19 protein-coding genes and 2 tRNA genes are annotated in these 19,483 nt (G+C 69.4%); 6 read left to right on the forward strand and 15 right to left on the reverse strand.

Annotated elements, in window-relative coordinates; all coding sequences use genetic code 11:
- Positions 1 to 143 precede the first annotated feature (143 nt).
- The 4 genes from ACYQ8L_RS15910 to mutY all read right to left on the reverse strand — a co-directional run bounded on the left by ACYQ8L_RS15910 (position 144) and on the right by mutY (position 3,330).
- Positions 144 to 1,385, reverse strand: coding sequence for a NupC/NupG family nucleoside CNT transporter (locus ACYQ8L_RS15910; RefSeq protein ID WP_459942799.1), 1,242 nt, complete (start codon positions 1,383 to 1,385; stop codon positions 144 to 146).
- 15 nt (positions 1,386 to 1,400) lie between these two features.
- The gene (locus tag ACYQ8L_RS15915) at positions 1,401 to 1,757 is read right to left on the reverse strand and encodes a hypothetical protein (RefSeq protein WP_459942800.1); all 357 of its coding nucleotides are present in this window, start codon (positions 1,755 to 1,757) and stop codon (positions 1,401 to 1,403) included.
- Between the two features lie 140 nt (positions 1,758 to 1,897).
- Positions 1,898 to 2,236 carry a cupin domain-containing protein gene (locus tag ACYQ8L_RS15920; RefSeq protein ID WP_459942801.1) on the reverse strand — a complete coding sequence of 113 codons (339 nt, stop codon included), beginning with the start codon at positions 2,234 to 2,236 and terminating at the stop codon, positions 1,898 to 1,900.
- On the reverse strand, positions 2,233 to 3,330 hold the full coding sequence (mutY, locus tag ACYQ8L_RS15925) for an A/G-specific adenine glycosylase (RefSeq protein ID WP_459942802.1): 1,098 nt from the start codon (positions 3,328 to 3,330) through the stop codon (positions 2,233 to 2,235). Before mutY ends, ACYQ8L_RS15920 begins: the two co-directional genes overlap by 4 nt.
- A gap of 137 nt (positions 3,331 to 3,467) precedes the next feature.
- Between mutY and ACYQ8L_RS15930 the strand changes: the two genes are divergently transcribed.
- The 3 genes from ACYQ8L_RS15930 (at position 3,468) to ACYQ8L_RS15940 (ending at position 4,884) form a co-directional block, all read left to right on the forward strand.
- Positions 3,468 to 4,091, forward strand: coding sequence for a hypothetical protein (locus ACYQ8L_RS15930; RefSeq protein ID WP_459942803.1), 624 nt, complete (start codon positions 3,468 to 3,470; stop codon positions 4,089 to 4,091).
- Positions 4,091 to 4,618, forward strand: coding sequence for a hypothetical protein (locus ACYQ8L_RS15935; RefSeq protein WP_459942804.1), 528 nt, complete (start codon positions 4,091 to 4,093; stop codon positions 4,616 to 4,618). The genes ACYQ8L_RS15930 and ACYQ8L_RS15935 overlap by 1 nt, the downstream gene beginning before the upstream one ends.
- A gap of 62 nt (positions 4,619 to 4,680) precedes the next feature.
- Positions 4,681 to 4,884 carry a hypothetical protein gene (locus ACYQ8L_RS15940; protein WP_459942805.1) on the forward strand — a complete coding sequence of 68 codons (204 nt, stop codon included), beginning with the start codon at positions 4,681 to 4,683 and terminating at the stop codon, positions 4,882 to 4,884.
- Between the two features lie 103 nt (positions 4,885 to 4,987).
- Here ACYQ8L_RS15940 and ACYQ8L_RS15945 read toward each other — a convergent pair whose 3' ends face one another.
- Positions 4,988 to 6,058, reverse strand: coding sequence for a multiheme c-type cytochrome (locus ACYQ8L_RS15945; protein ID WP_459942806.1), 1,071 nt, complete (start codon positions 6,056 to 6,058; stop codon positions 4,988 to 4,990).
- 542 nt (positions 6,059 to 6,600) lie between these two features.
- Between ACYQ8L_RS15945 and ACYQ8L_RS15950 the strand changes: the two genes are divergently transcribed.
- Both ACYQ8L_RS15950 and ACYQ8L_RS15955 read left to right on the forward strand, forming a co-directional pair.
- Positions 6,601 to 8,838, forward strand: coding sequence for a NapC/NirT family cytochrome c (locus ACYQ8L_RS15950; RefSeq protein ID WP_459942807.1), 2,238 nt, complete (start codon positions 6,601 to 6,603; stop codon positions 8,836 to 8,838).
- A gap of 459 nt (positions 8,839 to 9,297) precedes the next feature.
- Positions 9,298 to 9,705: a PaaI family thioesterase gene (locus ACYQ8L_RS15955; RefSeq protein ID WP_459942808.1), complete on the forward strand. Its 408-nt coding sequence runs from the start codon at positions 9,298 to 9,300 to the stop codon at positions 9,703 to 9,705.
- Between the two features lie 276 nt (positions 9,706 to 9,981).
- On the opposite strand, the gene ACYQ8L_RS15960 is transcribed toward ACYQ8L_RS15955, so the two are convergent.
- Positions 9,982 to 10,938: a histone deacetylase family protein gene (locus ACYQ8L_RS15960; protein ID WP_459942809.1), complete on the reverse strand. Its 957-nt coding sequence runs from the start codon at positions 10,936 to 10,938 to the stop codon at positions 9,982 to 9,984.
- Positions 10,931 to 11,389, reverse strand: coding sequence for a methylated-DNA--[protein]-cysteine S-methyltransferase (locus ACYQ8L_RS15965; protein WP_459942810.1), 459 nt, complete (start codon positions 11,387 to 11,389; stop codon positions 10,931 to 10,933). The genes ACYQ8L_RS15960 and ACYQ8L_RS15965 overlap by 8 nt, the downstream gene beginning before the upstream one ends.
- 118 nt (positions 11,390 to 11,507) lie before the next feature.
- Here ACYQ8L_RS15965 and ACYQ8L_RS15970 point away from each other — a divergent pair, with 118 nt between their 5' ends.
- A complete protein-coding gene (locus tag ACYQ8L_RS15970; RefSeq protein WP_459942811.1) occupies positions 11,508 to 11,837 on the forward strand; it encodes a cupin domain-containing protein in 330 nt (109 codons plus the stop codon).
- Between the two features lie 473 nt (positions 11,838 to 12,310).
- Here the strand turns inward: ACYQ8L_RS15970 and ACYQ8L_RS15975 are convergent, their stop codons facing one another.
- The 8 genes from ACYQ8L_RS15975 to ACYQ8L_RS16010 all read right to left on the reverse strand — a co-directional run.
- Complete coding sequence (locus tag ACYQ8L_RS15975) at positions 12,311 to 13,393, reverse strand: malate/lactate/ureidoglycolate dehydrogenase (protein ID WP_459942812.1); 1,083 nt, start codon at positions 13,391 to 13,393, stop codon at positions 12,311 to 12,313.
- Positions 13,394 to 13,498: 105 nt separating this feature from the next.
- A tRNA-Glu gene (locus ACYQ8L_RS15980) sits at positions 13,499 to 13,576 on the reverse strand.
- 54 nt (positions 13,577 to 13,630) lie between these two features.
- A tRNA-Lys gene (locus tag ACYQ8L_RS15985) sits at positions 13,631 to 13,706 on the reverse strand.
- A gap of 66 nt (positions 13,707 to 13,772) precedes the next feature.
- Positions 13,773 to 15,074, reverse strand: a complete 1,302-nt coding sequence (locus ACYQ8L_RS15990) for an adenylosuccinate synthase (RefSeq protein WP_459942813.1) — start codon at positions 15,072 to 15,074, stop codon at positions 13,773 to 13,775.
- A 13-nt stretch (positions 15,075 to 15,087) separates the two neighbouring features.
- Positions 15,088 to 16,380, reverse strand: a complete 1,293-nt coding sequence (gene hisZ / locus ACYQ8L_RS15995; RefSeq protein ID WP_459942814.1) for an ATP phosphoribosyltransferase regulatory subunit — start codon at positions 16,378 to 16,380, stop codon at positions 15,088 to 15,090.
- 21 nt (positions 16,381 to 16,401) lie between these two features.
- Positions 16,402 to 17,985 carry a phosphoglycerate dehydrogenase gene (gene serA / locus ACYQ8L_RS16000; RefSeq protein WP_459942815.1) on the reverse strand — a complete coding sequence of 528 codons (1,584 nt, stop codon included), beginning with the start codon at positions 17,983 to 17,985 and terminating at the stop codon, positions 16,402 to 16,404.
- Positions 17,982 to 19,127 (reverse strand): pyridoxal-phosphate-dependent aminotransferase family protein, encoded by a 1,146-nt coding sequence (locus ACYQ8L_RS16005; protein WP_459942816.1) that lies wholly within the window; start codon positions 19,125 to 19,127, stop codon positions 17,982 to 17,984. Before ACYQ8L_RS16005 ends, serA begins: the two co-directional genes overlap by 4 nt.
- A gap of 112 nt (positions 19,128 to 19,239) precedes the next feature.
- A partial coding sequence (locus ACYQ8L_RS16010; RefSeq protein WP_459942817.1) for a hypothetical protein occupies positions 19,240 to 19,483 on the reverse strand: 244 nt, incomplete at its 5' end.

Genomic DNA, 19,483 nt, shown 5'->3' on the forward strand with positions numbered 1-19,483 from the left:
CTAGGCGCGTCACACCCCATAGCCGCGACGGGGCCGCCGGCTTCCGGCGGCCCCTTTTCCAACCCTAAGCGAAGCATTCGCCGATCCCCCCCGTTGTCCTTCGCAACGACCGGGAGCGGACGACACTTCCGCTGGTCTTCGTGCTACGCGAGCACCCCCACCACCGCACCGGTCATGAGGGTGGCCAGGGTTCCGGAGACGATGGACCGGAGCCCCAGGGCCACGATCTCGTCCCGGCGGGAGGGGGCCATCGCCTCCATGCCGCCGATCAGGATCCCGAGGCTCCCGAAGTTGGCGAACCCGCACAGGGCGTAGGTGACGATGAGCCGGCTCCGGGGCGAGAGCGCCCCCTCGGGCAGCCCGGCCAGGCGGAGGTAGGCCAGGAACTCGTTGAGCACGGTCTTGGTGCCCATGAGGCTCCCGGCCGTGACCGCCTCGGACCAGGGAACCCCGATCACCCACAGGACCGGGGCCATGAGGTAGCCCAGGATCCGCTCCAGGGTCACGGGCGCCCCGGCCACCGGGGGCAGGAGCCCCAGGGCCTGGTTCACCAGGCTCACCAGGGCCACCAGCACCACCAACATGGCCACGATGTGGAGCAGAAGCCCCACCCCCGCGGCCGTGCCCTTGGTGACGGCGTCCATGGTGGAGGCGTACTCATCGGGGGGTACGAGGCCGCCTCCGGTGGGTTCCCCGGTCTCGGGCACCATGAGGTGGGCGACCACCACCGCGGCCGGCGCGCTGATCAGGGACGCGGTCAGGATGTGGCCCACCGAGTCGGGAATGACGGGGCCCAGGATCGCGGCGTAAAGGGCGAGCACGGTGCCGGCGATGGTGGCCATGCCGGCCGTCATCACCATGAAGAGTTCCCCCCGGCCCAGGCGTTCCAGGTAGGGCCGCACGAGGAGCGGCGCCTCCACCATGCCCACGAACACGTTGGCCGCGGCCGAGAGCCCCACGGCCCCGCCGATCCCCAGGGTCCGCTCCAGGATCCGGGAGAACCCCTTGACCGCCCAGGGCACGACCCGCCAGTGAAAAAGCACGGCCGACAGCGCGCTCATCACGAGCACGAGCGGGAGCGCCTGGAACGCCAGCACGAAGGTCGCGCCGGGATTCGAGGCCTCAAAGGGCAGTTCCCCGCCCCCCAGGTACCCGAACACGAACGAGGTGCCGGCCCGGGTGGCCTCCTGGAGGGCCTCCAGGGCCCGGTTGAGCCCCAGGAACACCCCCTTGGCCGGCGGGAGCTTCAGGAGCACCAGGGCGATCGCGAGCTGGAGCGCGAGCCCCGCGGCCACGGTGCGCCAGCGGACGGCCCGTCGGTTTTCCCCGAAGGCCCAGGCCAGGAGGCACAGGGCCAAGAGGCCGGCCAGGCTGTGGAGCCGCACGGCGGCCCGGTCCGGCTAGAAGCTGACCCTGAGGAGATCGGCGCTCACCCGTACGCCACCCGGCTCGGGGGCGGTCTTGACGGTGGGGAGGGCCAGGTAGAGGTCGCCGTCGCGGATCTCGGCCACGGCCGTGGACTCGTACACCCCGAACAGCGCCCCCGCGATCGCCCCGGCCGCGGCGCCGTACCCGATGTACTCCAGGTGGTCCTGGGGTTCGTCGGTGAACACGGTGAGGGCCCCGCCGATGATGGCCCCGGTGAGGGTGCCGTAGAAGGTGTCGCGGAAGATCACCTCGCCCTTGAGCTCGGCCCGGGCGGCAACCGGGGCCGTGAGGCAGGCGGCGAGGGCGAGGGCGGCGATCCAGCGTTTCATGGGACTCCTCCTTGTGTCGCTTGGGAAGCGATGGGATGCGGTGGCCAGGCATCCACCCCGGGGCCACGGCCCACCGCAGACCGAAGACCGGAGACCGGCGACCGAAGTCGCCTAACCTTGGCGCGCAACCCGCGCTCCGGTCAAGCCCCCCGCGGCCGGTACCGGTCAGGGTCGGCGAAGAGGTCGAGCACCAAGGCCCCGTCTCGGGTGCGGGCGCCGTGGGGCGTGCCGGCCGGGATCTCGTAGGTGTCGCCCTTGCGGTAGGTGCGGGTCTCGCCGGCGATGGTGAGCTCGATCTCCCCGTCGATCACCATGCCCCACTGGGCGCCGTGGCGGTGCTCGGGGATCTCGAACCCGGGCTCCAGCCGGAAGAACACCGCCTGCCGGGTGGGTCCCTGGAGGAGCCAGCCCGTCGCCCCTTCGATGGGTAGGTCCACCGGGGGAAGCTCGGTCACGATGGGGGGGAACGATCGGTTCACGGGGCGTCCTCCTTTCGCTGCCAATCGAGAAGTTCCAGGATTTTCCGGTTGGCCCGGGGCATGGGAAGGTCGGCGAGTTCGGCCGGCTCCACCCACTTCCATTCCCGGCCGTCCCCGGCCCGGGCGTCCATGGCCTCGAAGCGGCACACCACCGGGTGCAGGGTTACGGTGAAGTGGGAGTAGGCGTGGTCCACGGCGGGCAACGTCCGTTCGGCCCGGGCCGAGGCCCCGAGTTCCTCGCGGAGTTCCCGGAGCGCGGCCTCCGCGGGCGCCTCCCCCGGTTCGATCTTGCCGCCGGGAAACTCCCAGAGCCCGCCGAGGAGCCCCCCGTAGGGCCGGCGGTCCACCAGCACCCGCCCGTCCGGCCCCACCACCACGGCCACGGCCACCCGGCGGTGGGGCACGGGGGCCTTGGGCCTGCGCACCGGGAACCGGGCCGGGTCCCCGCTGGCGCGGGCCTTGCATGCCGTGGCGAGGGGGCACTCCGGGCAGGCCGGGCTCTTCGGGGTGCACACCAGGGCCCCGAGTTCCATCACCGCCTGGTTGTGGAGGGCCGCGGTCCCGGGCGGAAGGAGATCCTGGGCCAGGGTCTCGAGGCCCCGCCGGGCCGGGCCCGTGCGGGGATCCTCGGCCAGGGCCGTGAGCCGGGCGAGCACCCTCAGGACGTTTCCGTCCACCACGGCGAGATCCCGGCCGAAGGCGATGCTGAGCACGGCCGCGGCGGTGTAGGGGCCCACCCCGGGCAGCGCCCGGAACGCGCCGGGGTCGTCCGGGATCCGCCCCCCGTGGCGTTCCACCACGACCCGGGCCGCCCGGTGGAGGTTCCGGGCCCGGGAGTAGTACCCCAGGCCCTCCCAGAGCCGGAGCACGGTCTGGTCGTCGGCCCGGGCCAGGGCCCCGACCGTGGGGAGTTCCCCCATCCACCGCTCGTAGTACCCCACGACGGCGGCGACCCGGGTCTGCTGGAGCATCACCTCCGAAACCCACACGGCGTACGGGTCCCGGGTCCGCCGCCAGGGAAGGTCCCGGGCGCAGCGGCGGTACCAGGCGTGGAGCGCGCCCACGAGCGGGCGGATCGGTTCCGGATCGTGCATGGGCAGCACCGTGACCATAGGGGGGCGGACGGGGCCCGGATGGTACCACGGGCGTTCGGCCCGGGCGTAGTGGCCGTTGACAACCCTCTCCCCCCCCGCGTATAAGCGGCGGCTCTTGGGAAGCCGGAGGAGGCGACATGGGAATCTTGACCGGTGGAGTTCGGCTACGGCGGTACCGGGTGTTGGGGGAGCCCCCGCCCGATTTCCGGGACCGGTACGAGGAGGCGATCCGGGCCAACGCGTTTCAGGATTTTGCCCCCGACGACGAGCGGGAACAGGTGGTGGGCTGGGTCGGCGTGGACGACTGGTTCGAGCCCGAACTGCCGCTGGACCGCTGGCTCGTGGGGAACACGATCTGCCTTACCCTGCGGATCGACACGAAGCGCATCCCGTCGAAATATTTCAAGCTGATGTGCCGGCGGCGGGAGGCCGAGTGGCGGCTCAAGGCCGGCCGGGAGGACCTGACCCGGGCCGAGCGGGACGAGATCGCGTCTTTGGTGCGCCGCGAGCTCCTGGACCGGGTGATCCCGTCGGTACAGGGGATCGACATGGCCTGGGACCTGGACCGCTCCGAGGTGTGGTTCTGGAGCACCGCCGAGAAAGCGAACGAGACTTTCCGGGTGGTGTTTGAGCGCACCTTCGGTCTGAGGCTCAGGCCGCTGTTCCCGTATGCCCTGGCCCTGGAGGCCGCCGGGGAAGACCGGGCCGAGACCCTGGACCGGGTGATCCCGGCCTGGTTCGCTCCCGAGGAGGGGCGGTGATGGACGTGCTGAAGACCATGGAGGAGAAGGCCTTCTGGGGCCACGAGTTCCTGACCTGGCTTTGGTTTCGGATCGAGGAGGGGGGCGGGGAGGTCCCGGTGCCGGGCCTGGGGACGGCCACGCTGTGGATCGAGGAGCGCCTCACCCTGGGGAGCCTCGAGACCGACAGCAAGGAGAACATCCTGAAGAACGGCGAGGTGGCTCGGTCGGCCGAGGCGGCCGCGGCTCTCGCGGTGGGAAAGAAGGTCCAGGAGGTCCGTCTGGGGCTCTCGGTGAACGACCGGGAGTACGAGTTCACCCTGAGGGGCGACACGTTCGACCTGGCGTCGGGCAAGATCCCGCCGGTGGAGGCCGACCCGGACGAAGGGTGGCACGGCACGGCGCTCGTGCGCCTTGGGCTCGCGCGGGAGATCTGGGACGTCCTGGACGGGCTCTACCGGGAGTTCGTGGGGCTTCGCATGTCGTCCGACTGGCCGCAGACCGTGGCGGCCATGGCAGACTGGATCGCCGGAAAACGAGGGGGCTGAAACGTCGGGGGCGTTCCAGCATCGAAGGGACGTGACGACCCCCTTCGGCGCGGAGGTCCCTTATGTTCGATGCGGTCCCCTACTCGGTGCTGATCCCCCTGGCGGTGCTGATGGCCTTGGCCCCGTTCCACCCCAAGCCCCACCTGGTGGAGAAGGTGCAGATGCTCCTGGCCGGGGACCTTCGGCGGCCGCTGGACATCTTCGACCTGGTCCTCCACTCGGCCCCGCTGGCCGCACTCCTCCTGAAATGGCTCTGGCCCCGGTAGTCGGTCGCTTACTCCAGTGCGGAGCCTCCCGGTGAAGCTTACGTAGGACGGCCGGGGTTGGCCCCGGAGGGGCCCGACGTTAGGGGCTGCACCCCGGAGGCACCTAATTCCCCGCCGGCGCACCCGAATCCGCGCACACCTCGTGGGCCCTCCGGGTTACGCCCTCATCGTTCGACCGTTCCGGCGTGTGGCATTTGGGGCAGGCCAAGCCCTTTTCCAACGGCGCTTTTCCCTCGGACGCCACGTGGACCGAACCCGGACCGTGGCACGACTCGCACTGCACGTTGGCGAACCGCTCGATGCTGAGCCGGTCCACCTCGCCGTCGGAGCACTCGTAGGCCACCGTGTGGCAGGCCAGGCAATCGGTGTCGAACTCCCGGCCCTTGGCCTTGAGCACCTCGTAGGCGGCGGCATGGGCCGTGGCGCGCCAGTACTGGTAGCGGCCGGGGTGGCAGGGGCGGCACGCCTGCGCGCCGACAAACTCCTGGCCGCACCCCTGTTCCGAGGCGGCACCGGCCTCCGGCACGGCACGGGCCTGGAGTTCCTTGAGCCTCGATAGGGTTTCCTCAACCAGGGGGGCGACGGCCGGGTGATCCGCGAACCGGTCCTCCATCAGGGGAACGAACGTGTTCTGAATCGCGGGCCTGCCTTCCTCCGTGAGGCGCACCTCTAGCCGGCCGAGGGTCTTTCCGCCCCTGTCGAGGGAGCACACGAGGGTCGAGCCGATCCGGGCGGGGACCGAGAGCTGGTTTCTCCGGGACGACCCGACGATCACATCGATGGGCAGGCCCGACAGGGCGAGCCGGCGAAGATCCCGGTCCATCATGTCGGTCAGGACGACCACGAGATCGGGCTTTTCCTTCGCTACGATGTCCGGAACGAGGCGCTCTGCCACCTGCAGCGGGGGGAGCACGCGGATTTTCTCCACTAAGGGGATTCGACTTCGTTTTAGATCGTCGTCAAGGAGTCCCACCAGGGCGATCCGGATCCCTCCCACCGACCGAACCTGGTACGCCTCGAAATACCGCCGGCCGTGGGGATCGACGAGGTTTGCACTCAGAAAGGGAAACGTGGCCTCTCGGGAAAGTCCCAGGAGGAAGTCGATGCCCAGGGAAAGGTCGTAGGCCCCCACCGACATCGCGTCGAGTCCCATGACGCTGTAGGCCCGGACCATGAGTCGGGCGATCTCCTCGAATTCTGCAGCCTTGGCTGGAGGCACGTGCTCGCGCTTGAACAGGCAGTTCCCGGCGCTGACGAACAGAACCGGCCCCTCGGTTCGGGCTTGCGCTACGTAGGTTGCTCGCTTGGCCAGACCGCCACGCGGGTTTTTCTTTCACCCGCAGGGAAGGATCTCGCCCCTTTCGTCGGCGGTGTAAAGAAGGGTGATCGTACCGGCACCCGCAGCGGCAGGAAGGTAGCACGCAAGCAGGAGGGCAAGTGCAAAAATTCGCATGATGGGCGACTCCTTGACAATGGACACGAGATGGTATCACGGCACACGGACAGTGTCATCTATGGACTTATTCTTGATTCGATGAGTTGTAGATTAGGGATGCCAGGAGGTTAGAACGTCGGAGTCGGGTGGGGGATATGCACCCCTTGCGTTCGATTCGTGGGTCGTGATACAGAACGGTTCCAGAAAGGCCTGCTGTTCCACATGTTTCAGAATGTTTCAGAACCGTTTCCTTTTTTCTTTCGGAAGGGAGGTGTGGGGAGATGATCCGCGAACTATGGACTTTGATGGTCGACTTTCTGAGAGACTTGTTCCGGGTGATCTTCGTGGGCATCCGGCGCCACTGGAAAGGCATGCTGGTGTTCGCTGTGGTGGCCGTTGTTGCGCTTGTCGTCTTTGTGGCCCTTATGCTCAAGGCGACGGCGTCGCCCAAATTCTGCGGCATGTGCCACAACATGCAGCCCTACATCGACTCTTGGGCGGAGTCGAGCCACCGGGAGGTCCTGTGCATCGAGTGCCATTTCGAGCCGGGGTTGGTCAACGAGCTCAAAGGCAAGTGGAAGGCCCAGATGCACGTGTGGATGAAGCTCACCGGCACGGCGCCCCCACGGCCCCATACGCAGGTCAGCGACGCGAGTTGTTTGCGGGAGGGGTGCCATAACACGGGTGACCTGGCCGAGAAGACCCTCACGTTCAAGGGGGTGAGGTTCAGCCACGGGACGCACCTTGGTGAACTCCGCCGGGGCAAGAAGCTCCGGTGCGTCACCTGCCACTCCCAGATCGTTCAGGGCGAACACCTGACGGTCACTGAGAGCACCTGCTTCGTGTGCCATTTCATGAACCGGGAAGAGCACCCGGAGATGGCCGATTGTCAGCTCTGCCACACCCAACTGCGGGCCAAGGTGTTCATCAACGCCAACGAGAACATGCCGTTCGTCCACCAGGAGTACCTGGACAACGGCGTGTACTGCCAGCAGTGTCACTTCGACGTGATCTTCGGGGACGGACACCTCAAGGACAACACCTGCGTCCAGTGCCACGCGGAGCCTCGGATTCTTTACGGGGAGCACGCGAGCGAGGAGATCCACCGCGACCACGTGACGGAGCACAAGGTGGAGTGTTTCCGGTGCCACTCGGTGATCGAGCACCACATCGTCCGGCCGGGAGACGAGATGCCCGAAGCCTTGGAGAAGATGGCCCAGGCGGCCCTTCGGCCCCGCACCAAGGGGTACTACTACGATACCGACTGCCTGAAGTGCCATACCCTCGACCAGCACGAGGTTACCCGGAATTTGTATATGGGCAAGGGTGCCGAAGGCGTGCCGGATATGCCGAACCCGATGTACCTGGCCCATGCCGACTGCGGTAGTTGTCACGTGGCCGTGAAAAAAACCCCCTCCGGGATCACCTCGAGCCTCCGGCTGAGCTACGAGCAGGTCATCCAGTCGTGCGCCGACTGCCACGGCAAGGGTTACGACGACATGGCCAAGCATTGGAAACAGCTCCTCACCGAGGAGATGGACAAGGCCGAGAAGGCGATCCTGGAGGCGCGTTCCGCCCTCAGGAAGATCAAGGAAAACGACGCGAAGTCCCAGGCCGCGGCCTTGGTGGAGGTGGCCGAGCGAAACCTCGCGTTCGTCCGCCGGGCCCGGGGGCTCCACAACGTGGACTACGCCCTGCGGATTCTGGCCGACGTCCAGGAGCGCTCCGAGAAGGTGCGGGCCCTCGCCGAGCCCGGGTACGCCGTGAAGGCGGTGTCACCGCCCACCGGCTGCACCCAGTTGTGCCACTCGTGCGTCGAGTGCATCGAGACCCAACCGGTGCCGTTCGGAAACGTGTCGTTCCCCCACGACGTGCACGTGCAGGACGAGGGGCTGGACTGCCTCGAGTGCCACACCCCGCGGGAGCGTCACGGCCAGACGGTTCTCCGGAACTGCAACGAGTGCCACCACGGCGAGGGCGCCGGGGCGGTGGAGTGCCAGGACTGCCACGTGGAGAATCACAACCTCTATAACGGCCAGAACGCCTGCGACGAGAAGAGCTGCGACGTGCGCGGCGAGAAGAACCCGATGGCCGAGGCCGTGGGGTGCGAGGAGTGCCACGTCCAGATCGCGGCCGGCGAGGAGAACACGGTCGAGGGCATCAAGGCCGCCTGCGTGGAGTGCCACGACGGCGACGAGGCCTACGGCGCCATGGTGGACGAGTGGGAGGAGGAGGCCAAGGCCCTCAAGGCCGAGGTCGCCACTCTTCGGACGATGCTCCAGGACACCCAGCGGAAGATCCTGGCCGCCATGCGGGAGGGCAAGTACACCTACGACGCCCAGGATCTGGTGAACAATGCCGAGAAGAACCTGAAACTCTTCGAGCGCGGTAACCCCATCCACAACCTGGCCTTCTCGAAGGACCTCCTCGGCCGGGTGCGAAACCTCCTCACCCAGGCCCAGAAGACCCTGGAGGCCTACAGCACCATCCGGACGCTCCCGAGGGAGGCGTACTTCTGATCAAGGCGGGAACGCGGCACCCCCGCCGTCCATTCCGGAGACCCCGCGGGCGTTCCCCCGCGGGGTTTCTTCTGTTCGGAGGCCGTTTCGGGCTGGAAGTTTCCCGCGGAATCCGATAAGTAAGCCCGGCTTCGGCTCCGGGGCATCCGGGCGCCCGGTGCCAGTGACCGGAGGACAGGCGGTCTCTGGTACCTGACCTCTGAATTCTGGCCCGCGGTATCGAGGCCGCTACCACAGATTGGGACGGGCAATGGCGCTGGAACCCCGAAGGGTTTCGGCCGCCGAGCCGCCCGGCGGGAAGTTCCTCGGAATTGCCCATAGGCTGGGCGACGTCACGCTCACAGGAACCGTAGCCTTCGGCTTTCGGTACTACGGCGGACCGCAGCGGCATGGACCAAGGGACCGGAGACCGGGGACTGACGACCGCGGACTGCCGTTTTTTGGAATACAGAGGGAATCGTGGAAGAGGCGTACTGGAACGATCGGGCTCGGGAGATCTTCGCCGGGATCGGGCTCGCCCGCCATCTGGGGTTCGAACTCTTGGAGGTCACGGCCGAGACGGCCGAGATGGCGGTCACGGTGGAGGCCCGCCACGGCAACTATCTGGGGGGGCTCCACGGCGGGGTGCTGGCCGCCTTGGTGGACACGGTCGCGTTTTTCCCCGGCCGGCTCCTTCCGTCGGGGCTCAAACTCACCACCGAGGGCCTGGAGGTGCACTTCATGCGGCCGGCCGGGCCCGGCGCCCGGATCACGGCGCGCGCGGAGATCCTGCGGCTCGGCCGGCGGGTTGCCACCGTGCAGGTGCAGGCCCGGGACCAGGCCGGAAGCCTCCTCGCGCACGCCGTGGTGACCCTGCTCACGCTCTGACGGGGAGCCGCGGCCTTCGGAAGGGGGGAGTGCCGGATCGGAGCGGCCCGTTCCATGGCGGTCGGGTCGCATCCAGTTGGACAGCTGGGCGGCTAGGCTGCTAGGCGGCGAAAAACCTTCGAGACTCCGACGCCCCCGCCCGCCCTTAAATCGGTCTTTGACCTCCACAGCGTGCAAGGCCCTGCAGGGGCCCGAGGGCCTTCGGATCTCTCCGTGTCCTCCGTGTTCTCCGTGGTTGCAAGACCGGCCGCCCGATGGGCCATCCCCCCGCCTCGGCTACGCCCCCAGCAGCGCCTCTACGTGGGCGGCGACCGCCGGGCCCAGGCCCACGAGGTCGTAGCCCCCTTCGAGCACGCTCACGATCCGCCCGCCGCAGAGCCCCTCGGCCGCGTCCACCAAGCGGGCGGTGGCCTTCCCGAATCCGCCGGCCGTCAAGGTCAGGTGGGTCAGGGGGTCCGTGGCGAGGCCGTCGAACCCCACGGAAAGGACTAGGAGGTCCGGCCGGAACGCTTCGAGCGCGGGGATCACCTCGGACTCCAGCGCGGCCAGGAGTTCCGCGTCGCCGGCGCCGTGGGCGAGGCAGACGTTCCGGGTGCGCCCCCGACCCCGTCCGGCCCCCGTCTCCCCGGGCCAGCCCGTGCCCGGGTATTTGAGGGTTAGCGGGTGTTCGTGGAGTGACACGTAGAGCACATCGCCCCGCTCCCAAAAGATCTCCTGGGTCCCGTTCCCGTGGTGGGCGTCCAGGTCCACCACCGCCACCCGGCCCAGGCCCCGCCGCCGGAGGGCGTGCTCGGCCGCGAGCGCCGCGTGGTTCACGAGGCAAAACCCGCCCGCCCGTTCCGGCCCGGCGTGGTGCCCCGGGGGGCGCAGGCCGCAGAAGGCCCGCCCCACGGTGCCGTGGAGAACCGCGTCCACGGCCGCCAGGGTGCCGCCGGCGGCGAGGCGGGCCACCTCGAAGCTCTCGGGGCAGATCCGGGTCTCGGGCTCGGCGACGTACCCGAACCCGTGTTCACAGGCGAGCCGCAGGAGCTCCACGTAGGCGGGGTGGTGGACGACGGCGAGGTCTTCGTGCGAGGCCGGGGCGAACGGGAGGCGCGTCATGCGGTCGAGGAGCCCGAGGCCCTCCAGCGTGCCCTCGATCACCTCGAGCCGCAGGGGCGACTCCGGGTGGTCGGCCCCCGTGCGGTGGTGGCGGAAGAAGGGGTGCCCCACCCACCCGAGGCCGTCACCCATGGGGCAGCGTCTCCAGTTCGAGGAGCCGGCGCTTCACGGCCTCGGCCGCCCCGTTCTCCCACTCGCCGGCGTAGCCGCCGAGCCCCGACCGGGCCACGACCCGGTGGCAGGGCACCACGATGGGAATCGGGTTGTGGCGGCAGGCCCCGCCCACCGCCCGGGCGCTCGTGCCGAGCTCCCGGGCGAGGTCGCCGTAGGTTCGGGTTTCTCCGTAGGGAATCCGCCGGAGGGCTTCCCAGACCCGCAGCCGGAACGCGGTGGAGCCGGGCGGGAACCGCAGCGGCACCGTAAACGCCTTGCGCCCGCCCCCAAAGTATTCCTCGAGTTCCCGGGCGGCCTGGGCCAGGACGGTTCCGGAAGGGGCGGCCGGCGGGCCCCCGGCGCCGAACCGGATGCCCACCAGGGCCCCCCGCTCCGCGGTGAGGGTCAAGGGGCCGACCGGTGTTTCCATGGTTAGTTCTCCTGGGGGCATGGTTTTCCCCTCCCGAAAGCCGTACGTTGCGGGGGCCGGAACCTCGGGTACCCTCATTGTGCCACAGCCTGCGACCACCCGACACAGGAGGTTTCCCATGGCGGCGAAAGCGCCCGTATCCACGCCCATCCATTTGGCGAGTTTCGTGGAGTACGCGGAAGGGTCCATCGTGAGCCGGACCCTCGTGGACCGGAAGGGCGGCACGCTCACGCTGTTTGCGTTCGCCCAGGGCCAGAACCTGAGCGAGCATACCGCCCCCTTCGACGCCGTGGTCCAGGTGGTGGACGGGGAGGCCCTCTTGATCATCGGCGGGGAGGAGGTCCGCGCCGGCGCCGGCGAGCTCGTCATCATGCCGGCCCACGTGCCCCACGCCGTGCGAGCCGAAAAGCGGTTCAAGATGCTTTTGATCATGATCCGGGGAGAGTAGGAGACCTTGGGCCGAAGCCCATCGGCGACCAACATCAACGGAGATACCAACACCGCCGCCGGAAGTATTGTCAGATCGCCGGCGTTGCTGCGGGAAACCCGCGGGTGGGGGACTGGTGGGGAGCCTGGTGCGGCCGGCCGGCACTTGGGAGCCACCGGGCCGGGAGCCTTTCCCCTTTGCGCCGAGCTGAGAAGGGCCCGGCGCGAGGTCTTGGCGGCCGAGGTGGAGCCCATCGAACGCTAGGGGCACGGGGAACTCCGGGGGGCGGCCGCCGCCCCTCTTGAGACGGTGGGGGGCTCGGTGACTTGCCGGGGCGGGAACGGGCCGGTGGTAGGGATCCCGCCCGAGGACCGTCCGCTACGGCACCGAGAACACCGGCCGGCCGGGCTACTTCCCGGGGCCATCCGAGCGGATCCTGTTCCCGATTCCCCTGGGAGGTGCAGAGCGCACGGCCCCCGGGGGGAGAAACCCTGTTACGGGCCCACCCCCGCCGTCCGGCGCAAATCCTCCCGCGCGAGTCCCACGGTTTGGCCGGCTTCCAGGAGTTCCTCCCAGGTGGTTTCGTCGATCGGGATGCCCTCGGCCCGGCGCCGGCGCTCGGTTTCGCGCTCCGGTTCGCCGGGGATCAGCACGGGTTCCTCCGGCCGGGACGGCGGGGAGGCCTTGGCGTACTCCACGATCGCCTCCACCTCGCGCCCGAGCCAGCCCACGTCCACGAGCCGACCCGGGTCGATCACGACGGCGAGAAGGTTGTTCACGATGGCCCCGAGGCGGGGGTGCCCGGGCTGGATGGTGCCCCCGCCCGAAAGCGCCCCGGCGAGGAGTTCGCAGGCGAGCACGAGCCCGTACCCCTTGTGGTCCCCCACGGGCAGGAGCGCGCCCCGGTTCCGGTCGCGGAACATCACGGCGGGATCCGTGGTGGGCCGCCCCCGGTGGTCCAGGAGGCACCCGGCCGGGGCCGGTTCCCCCTTGTTCATGTGGACCCGGACCTTTCCCAGGGCGATCCGGCTCGTGGCCATGTCGAGGAGCACCGGGCTGGTGCGATCGGTGCCCGGGACGGCGATACAGACCGGGTTCGTGCCGAACCGGGCGTCGCTCCCGCGGAAAGGAGCCACGAGCGGCGGGTGGTCCTGGACGTTCACGAACAGGATGCCCACAAACCCGGCGGCGAGGCACTGCTCCCCGTAGGTGCCCACCCGCCCGATGTGGTGGGCGTGGCGTAGCGTGGCGAGCGCGATACCGGTTTCCCGGCACCGGGCGATGGCGGCGTCGAGGACCTCGCGGGCCACCCGCTGGCCGTAGCCGCGGCCCCCGTCGAAGGCGAGGATAGGGCCTTCGTCCTTGAGAAGCCGGGCCGGCGTGTTCGGACGAAGAAGGCCCCGGAACGCGAACCGCACGTAGTAAGGGAGCATCCCCACGCCGTGGCTGTCGTGCCCGGTGAGGTTCGCCCGCACCAGGTGGGCGGCCACGATGCTTGCCTCGTCGGTGTCGCTGCCGGTCCCGGCGAGAATCGCCTCGGCGAACCGGCGGAGGCGGTCTTCGAAAACGGTGGGCATCGCGGGCCTCCTCGGAAACGACGGGTTGGGGCTGGCGCCCGGGGGGGTGAAAAAGGAAACGGCCCGGACGGCGGTTCTCGCCGGTCCGGGCCGTTTCGGTGAAGATGGCGTCCCCAGGGGGATTTGAACCCCCGTCGCCGGCGTGAAAGGCCGGTGTCCTGGGCCAGGCTAGACGATGGGGACGGATCTGTCCGAGTTCCAGCGGGGCCGGCGGAGGGCCCCGGAGCTCCCAAGGGGTGGTGAGCCGTCCAGGATTCGAACCTGGGACCCTCTGATTAAAAGTCAGATGCTCTGCCAGCTGAGCTAACGGCCCACGCCGATAAGGCCGGCCTTTATACCGAAGGCCCGGCCGGGTGTCAACCGTGGCCGCCGCCTTTTTCTACGCGCGGCCCAGGGAGAAGGGATCGAGGAACTCCACGGTCTGCTCCCGTCCCGGCCCAACCGAGGCCAGGGCCACCGGGCAGCCCGTGGCCTCGGCCACGGCGTCGAGGAACGCCCGGGCGTTTCGGGGAAGGTCCGCCGGGCGTCGGGCGTCGCCCAAGGGCTCGGACCAGCCGGGGAGTTCCTCGTACACCGGCACGCACCGCGCCAAGTCCTCGGCGCGGGAGGGCACGAAGTCCACGGTCTCGCCGTCCAGCAGATACCGGGTGCAAACCCGGATCGGGTCCACGCCCTCGAGCACGTCGAGCTTGGTGACCGCGAGGCCCGAAAGCCCGTTGAGCCGGCACGCCGAGCGCAGGGCCACGAGATCGAGCCAACCGCACCGGCGGGGTCGACCGGTTGTGCTTCCGAACTCGCCGCCCCGCTCCCGCAACCGGTCGCCCATGGCGTCGTGGAGTTCCGTGGGGAACGGCCCCGCGCCCACCCGGGTCACGTACGCTTTGGTGATGCCCACCACGGCGTGGACTTCCCGGGGCGGAAGCCCCGTGCCCGTGGCCGCGGCCCCGGCCGTGGTGTTGGAGCTCGTGACGAAGGGGTACGTGCCGTGGTCGATGTCGAGGAGCGTCCCCTGGGCGCCCTCGAAGAGCACCTTCTTCCCCTCCCGGGTCCAGCGGTGTACGAGCCCCGTTACGTCTCCTACGAACGGCCGGATCCTCTCGCCCGCCCGGCACAGGTGCTCCCACATCTCCTCCGGGTCGAAGGGGCGCGCGCCCAGGTGGCGCAGCAGGGCGTTTCGCTCGTCGAGGAGGGCCTCCACCTTTTCCCGGAGGCGGTCGGGTTCCAGGAGGTCGGCCACCCGGACGCCCTTCCGGGAGGCCTTGTCCTCGTAGCAGGGGCCGATGCCCCGCCCCGTGGTCCCGATCTGGGTCTTTCCGGCCCGGGCCTCCCGGGCCTTGTCGAGCTCCCGGTGGCAGGGCAGGATCACGTGGGCGGCCCCGCTCACCACGAGAGCCCCATCGTCAGTCCACCGGCCCTTCTGGCGCAGGCCCTCGATCTCCTCCCAAAGCACGTCGGGATCCACCACCACCCCGTTGCCGATGCAGCAGGTCGTCCCCGGGTGAAGGATGCCCGAGGGAATCAGGTGGAGGATGATCTTCTCTCCGCCAACCACGAGGGTGTGGCCCGCGTTGTTTCCCCCCTGGAACCGGACCACGGCGTCGGCTCCGGCCGCGTAGAGATCCACCACCTTGCCCTTGCCCTCGTCGCCCCACTGGGCGCCGATCACCACCACGTTCGGCATGCTCGATCGCTCCTCACGCCCGCGCCCGGGCGACGGCTTCATCCTCGGTCAAAACGTCGGCCTCGCCCGACATCAGATCCACCCACCGGACCCGGGGGGCCACCGCGGGATCGACCACGACGGCCCAACGGAAGCCCTGGGATCGGGCGTGGGCCAGGGAGTCGTCCAGGGGCCTGCGGATCAGGTCCCGCGCGGCCCGGGTGCCCTGGCGTCGCAGGCGCCGCGCCAGCAGAAGGGCGCGCCGCCGGTCGGGTTCGAAGTTGATCAGGAACACCCCCTCGGGCCCGGGGGTGGGCGCCGCCAGGGCGGACAGGATGGCCGAGAGGTCCAGGGAAAACCCCGTGGCCGGCAGGTCCCGGCCGTAGGCCGAGCACAGCCGGTCGTACCGGCCGCCCCGGCACAGGGGCACGGCCAGGTGGGGCACGAACGCCTCGTAGATGACCCCGGTGTGGTAGTCGATGCCCCGGATCTCGCCCAGATCCAGGGTGAGGCGGTCGGACAGGCCGTGGACGCCCACGAACTCCACCACCCGCGCCAGGTTCTCCATGGCTTGCACGCTGTGTTCCGAGTCCACCAGGTTGGCGGCCCGATCCAGCACCTCGGTGCCGCCGGCGAGAAGGGGCAGCTCGGCCAGGATCTCCTTGCGGCGGTCCGGGATCGAGAGCGCTTCGAGGATCTTCTCGAGATCGCTCAGGTCCTTTCGGGCCACGGCGTCACGCAGCGCCGCGAGTTCGTCGGGCGCAAGGTCGAGTCCCTCGACCACGCCCCGGAAGAACTCCACCTGCCCGAGATCCACCTTGAACCCCTCGATCCCCGCGGCCTCGAGGCACGCCACCACAAGGGCGATGCCCTCGGCGTCGGCCTCCGGGTCCTGCACGCCCAGCAGTTCGGCCCCCACCTGGGGGATCTCCCGGGACATCCCCCGGCGCTCGGGCACGTGGCGCACCACGGAGCCTTCGTAACAAAGCCGCAATGGAAGGGTGGCCTCGGGGAACCGGGTGCCCGCGATCCGGGCCACCTGGGGCGTGAAATCGGCCCGTATGGCCAGCACGTGGCCGGTGGTGCGGTCCACGAACCGGTACAGGAACGTCTCGTCTCCCGGTTCGGGCAGGGCGGGCTCGAACGTGTCGGCGTGCTCCAGGAGAGGCGTGCCCACGAGGCGGTACCCCCAGCGGGCCAACTCGGCCAGGCAGGCCTCCCGCACGGCGTGGAGGCGGGCCGCCTCGTCGGGCAGCCGGTCGGCCAGCCCGGGGGGAAGTTCGCGGTGCCGGGCGGGGGTGCCCGCCCGGCTCAGACGATGGGTCATGGAACCGTTCCGGCCGACAGGCTAGAGTTGCGCCGCAGTGACGCTCACCACGTTGGGCAGTTCCTTTAGTTCGCGAAGGACCTCGGCCGGGACCGGGACGTCCACGTTCACCACGGTCACGGCCCGGCCGCCGGGGGCCTCGCGGCCGAACTGCATCTGGCCGATGTTGATGGCGTGGCGGCCCAGGGTGGTGCCGATGCTCCCCACGAGCCCCGGCCGGTCGTAGTTCCAGAACACGAGCAGGTGGCCCCGGGGGATCGCCTCGATGGGGATGCCGTCGATCTCCACGATTCGGGGTTCTTTGCGGCCGAAGATCGCCCCGGCCAGGCTAAACCGGCCCTGGGCCGTCTCGACGGCGAGTCGCATCATGGCCGAGTAGTCCTCGCCGTTTTTCGCCGTGGTCTCGGACACGCGGATCCCCCGCTCGCGGGCGATCACCGGCGCGTTTACCAGGTTCACCCGTTCGCCCAGGCTCGCGGAGAGGAGCCCCTCCAGGGCGGCCGCAGTCACCAACCCGGTGCGGCCCTCGGCGATCCGGCCGGAGTACTGGAGGTCCACGGCCTTGAGCCCCTCCACCCCCAGTTGGGCCTGGAGCTGGCCCAGGCTCCGGGCGAGATCCAGGTACGGGGCCATCTGTGCCAGAATCTCGGGCGGAACGCTCGGCACGTTCACGGCGTTTCGGATGATGCCCCGCTCCAGGTAGTCCACGATCTGCTCGGCCACCTGCACCGCCACGGCCTCCTGGGCCTCCACCGTGCTCGCCCCAAGGTGGGGGGTGCACACCACCCGGGGGTGGGCCACCAGCGGCGTGAGGCCCGGAGGTTCCTCGCGGAAGACGTCAAGGGCGGCGCCGGCCACTTTGCCGCTTTCGATAGCCTCGAGCAGGGCGTCCTCGTCCACGATGCCGCCGCGGGCGGCGCACACGAGGTACACCCCGTCCTTCATTTTGGCCAGGGCTTCACGGTTAATGAGGTTCCGGGTTTCGTCCAGGAGCGGCACGTGGATCGTCACGATGTCGGCCCGCCGGAAGAGTTCCTCGAGGTCCACGAGCTCGACCCCGAGTTCGGCCGCCCGCTCCTGACTCAGGTAGGGGTCGTAGCCCACCACCTTCATCTTGAGCCCCAGCGCCCGGTCGGCCACGATGGACCCGATGTTCCCCAGGCCCACCACGCCCAGGGTCTTCCCACACAGTTCGTGGCCCTGGAACTTCTTCTTCTCCCATTTGCCCTGCTTCATGCTGGCGTCGGCCTGGGGGATGTTTCGCACCAGGCTCATCATGAGGGCCAGGGCGTGCTCGGCCGTGGTCACGGAGTTGCCGCCGGGGGTGTTCATGACCACGATGCCGCGCTTCGTGGCCTCGGCCACGTCCACGTTGTCGACGCCCATGCCGGCCCGGCCGATCACCTTGAGGTTCGCCGCGTGGGCCAGAAGGTCGGCCGTGACCTTGGTGGCGCTTCGGATCACCAGGGCGTCGTACTGTCCGATGATCCCCTTGAGTTCCTCGGGCTTCAGGCCCGTTTTGACGTCGACCTCGACCCCCTCGGCCGACCGGAGGATCTCTACGCCCCGGGGAGAGAGGTTGTCGCTCACCAACACCCGCTTCATCGGTTTTCCCCTCCCAACACCGAAAGAGCCGCGGCCACGCCCTTTCCCAGTTCCGCCGGGTGTCCGAACTCCCGCAGCGTCAACTCCAGGGCCGACACGGCGGCCACCACGTCCATGGGGTCCACGTAGCCCATGTGGGAGATCCGGATGATCTTGCCCTTGGCCTGGTCTTGTCCCCCGGCCACGGTCATGGCGAACCGCTCCCGCAAAGCCTTCTTGAACGCCTGGCCGTCCACGCCCTCGGGCATCTTGATCGCCGTGCACGCGTCGCTAGGGCTCTCCGGGGCGAAGAGTTCGAGGCCGAGGGCTTTGACGGCCTCCCGAGTGGCCCGGGCCATCCGGGCCGTGCGGCCGTGCACGCCTTCAAGGGTCTCGGTCCGGATCCGGTCGAGGGCCTCCTTGAGTCCCACGATCAGGCTCACGGCCGGGGTGTAGGCGGTCTGGTTTTCCTGCTGCTTTTTTCGCTCGGCCTTGAGGTCGAAATAGAACCTGGGCAGATCCGAGGTCTCGAGGAACCGCTCGGCCTTCTCGCTCCACGCGATGAACGCGAGTCCCGGCGGGAGCATCAGGGCCTTCTGGCTCCCCGTGACGAGAACGTCGATGCCCCACGCGTCCATGGGCAGTGGGAACACGCCCACGGCGGTGATGCCGTCGACCACGAGGAGGACGTCGCGGCCGCCGGTGATCCGGGCGATCTCGTCCACGGGGTGGCGCACGGCGGTGCTCGTTTCGCTTGCCTGGACGTACACGGCCCGGATCGCGGGGTCGGCGTCGAGGGCCTTCCGGATGTCCTCGGGGTCCACGGCCCGGCCCCACTCCACCTTGAGCTCCACTGGATCGCAGCCATAAGCCTTCAGGATCTTGCCCCACCGTTCGCCGAACTTCCCGCCGTTGACGTAGAGCGCCCGGTCGCCCCGGCGCAGGAAGTTCGTCACCGCGCTCTCCATGGCCCCGGTGCCCGAGGCCGCGAGGATCACGACGTCGCGCTCGGTTTGGAACACGTATTTCAAGCCCTCGCGACAGGCCGCGAAAATGGGCTTGAACTCGGGTTCCCGGTGGTGGATGGCCGGCCGGGCCATCGCGAGTAGGGCGGTTTCGGGCACCGGAGTGGGCCCGGGAGCGAGAAGGCGGTACTTGTACACGGCGGACCTCCTTTAGGGGAATCGGACGATAACGTGCCGACGGGCACAAATAGTGCACGCTAGCAAACCGCCACGAAAACCGTCAAGGGCGAGGCTTGCGAGCCCCGCGTCGTCAAGACCCTTCGGAGGGCGCCTCAACCTTCTTTTTCCGGGTGCGCCGGGGCTTGGGTTTGTCCTCGGCGGCCGGCGGCGCCTCCGGCGTGTCCGGGGCGGAGCCGGTTTCGGGGGTGGCCTCGGGGGCCTGGGCCTCGGCCGGGGCCTCCTCGGCCTTCTTCTTCCGGCGTGTGCGCCGGGGCTTGGGTTTGTCCTCGGCGGCCGGCGGCGCCTCCGGCGTGTCCGGGGCGGGGCCGGTTTCA

Source organism: Deferrisoma palaeochoriense (assembly GCF_054656955.1).

Excerpts from the sequence above, each read along its gene's own strand:
- ACYQ8L_RS15915 (WP_459942800.1), bottom strand. The coding sequence starts at position 1,757 with ATGAAACGCTGGATCGCCGCCCTCGCCCTCGCCGCCTGCCTCACGGCC.
- mutY (WP_459942802.1), bottom strand. The coding sequence starts at position 3,330 with ATGCACGATCCGGAACCGATCCGCCCGCTCGTGGGCGCGCTCCACGCC.
- ACYQ8L_RS15930 (WP_459942803.1), top strand. The coding sequence starts at position 3,468 with ATGGGAATCTTGACCGGTGGAGTTCGGCTACGGCGGTACCGGGTGTTG.
- ACYQ8L_RS15935 (WP_459942804.1), top strand. The coding sequence starts at position 4,091 with ATGGACGTGCTGAAGACCATGGAGGAGAAGGCCTTCTGGGGCCACGAG.
- ACYQ8L_RS15940 (WP_459942805.1), top strand. The coding sequence starts at position 4,681 with ATGTTCGATGCGGTCCCCTACTCGGTGCTGATCCCCCTGGCGGTGCTG.
- ACYQ8L_RS15945 (WP_459942806.1), bottom strand. The coding sequence starts at position 6,058 with ATGGTCCGGGCCTACAGCGTCATGGGACTCGACGCGATGTCGGTGGGG.
- ACYQ8L_RS15950 (WP_459942807.1), top strand. The coding sequence starts at position 6,601 with ATGATCCGCGAACTATGGACTTTGATGGTCGACTTTCTGAGAGACTTG.
- ACYQ8L_RS15960 (WP_459942809.1), bottom strand. The coding sequence starts at position 10,938 with ATGGGTGACGGCCTCGGGTGGGTGGGGCACCCCTTCTTCCGCCACCAC.
- ACYQ8L_RS15965 (WP_459942810.1), bottom strand. The coding sequence starts at position 11,389 with ATGGAAACACCGGTCGGCCCCTTGACCCTCACCGCGGAGCGGGGGGCC.
- ACYQ8L_RS15970 (WP_459942811.1), top strand. The coding sequence starts at position 11,508 with ATGGCGGCGAAAGCGCCCGTATCCACGCCCATCCATTTGGCGAGTTTC.
- ACYQ8L_RS15975 (WP_459942812.1), bottom strand. The coding sequence starts at position 13,393 with ATGCCCACCGTTTTCGAAGACCGCCTCCGCCGGTTCGCCGAGGCGATT.
- ACYQ8L_RS15990 (WP_459942813.1), bottom strand. The coding sequence starts at position 15,074 with ATGCCGAACGTGGTGGTGATCGGCGCCCAGTGGGGCGACGAGGGCAAG.
- hisZ (WP_459942814.1), bottom strand. The coding sequence starts at position 16,380 with ATGACCCATCGTCTGAGCCGGGCGGGCACCCCCGCCCGGCACCGCGAA.
- serA (WP_459942815.1), bottom strand. The coding sequence starts at position 17,985 with ATGAAGCGGGTGTTGGTGAGCGACAACCTCTCTCCCCGGGGCGTAGAG.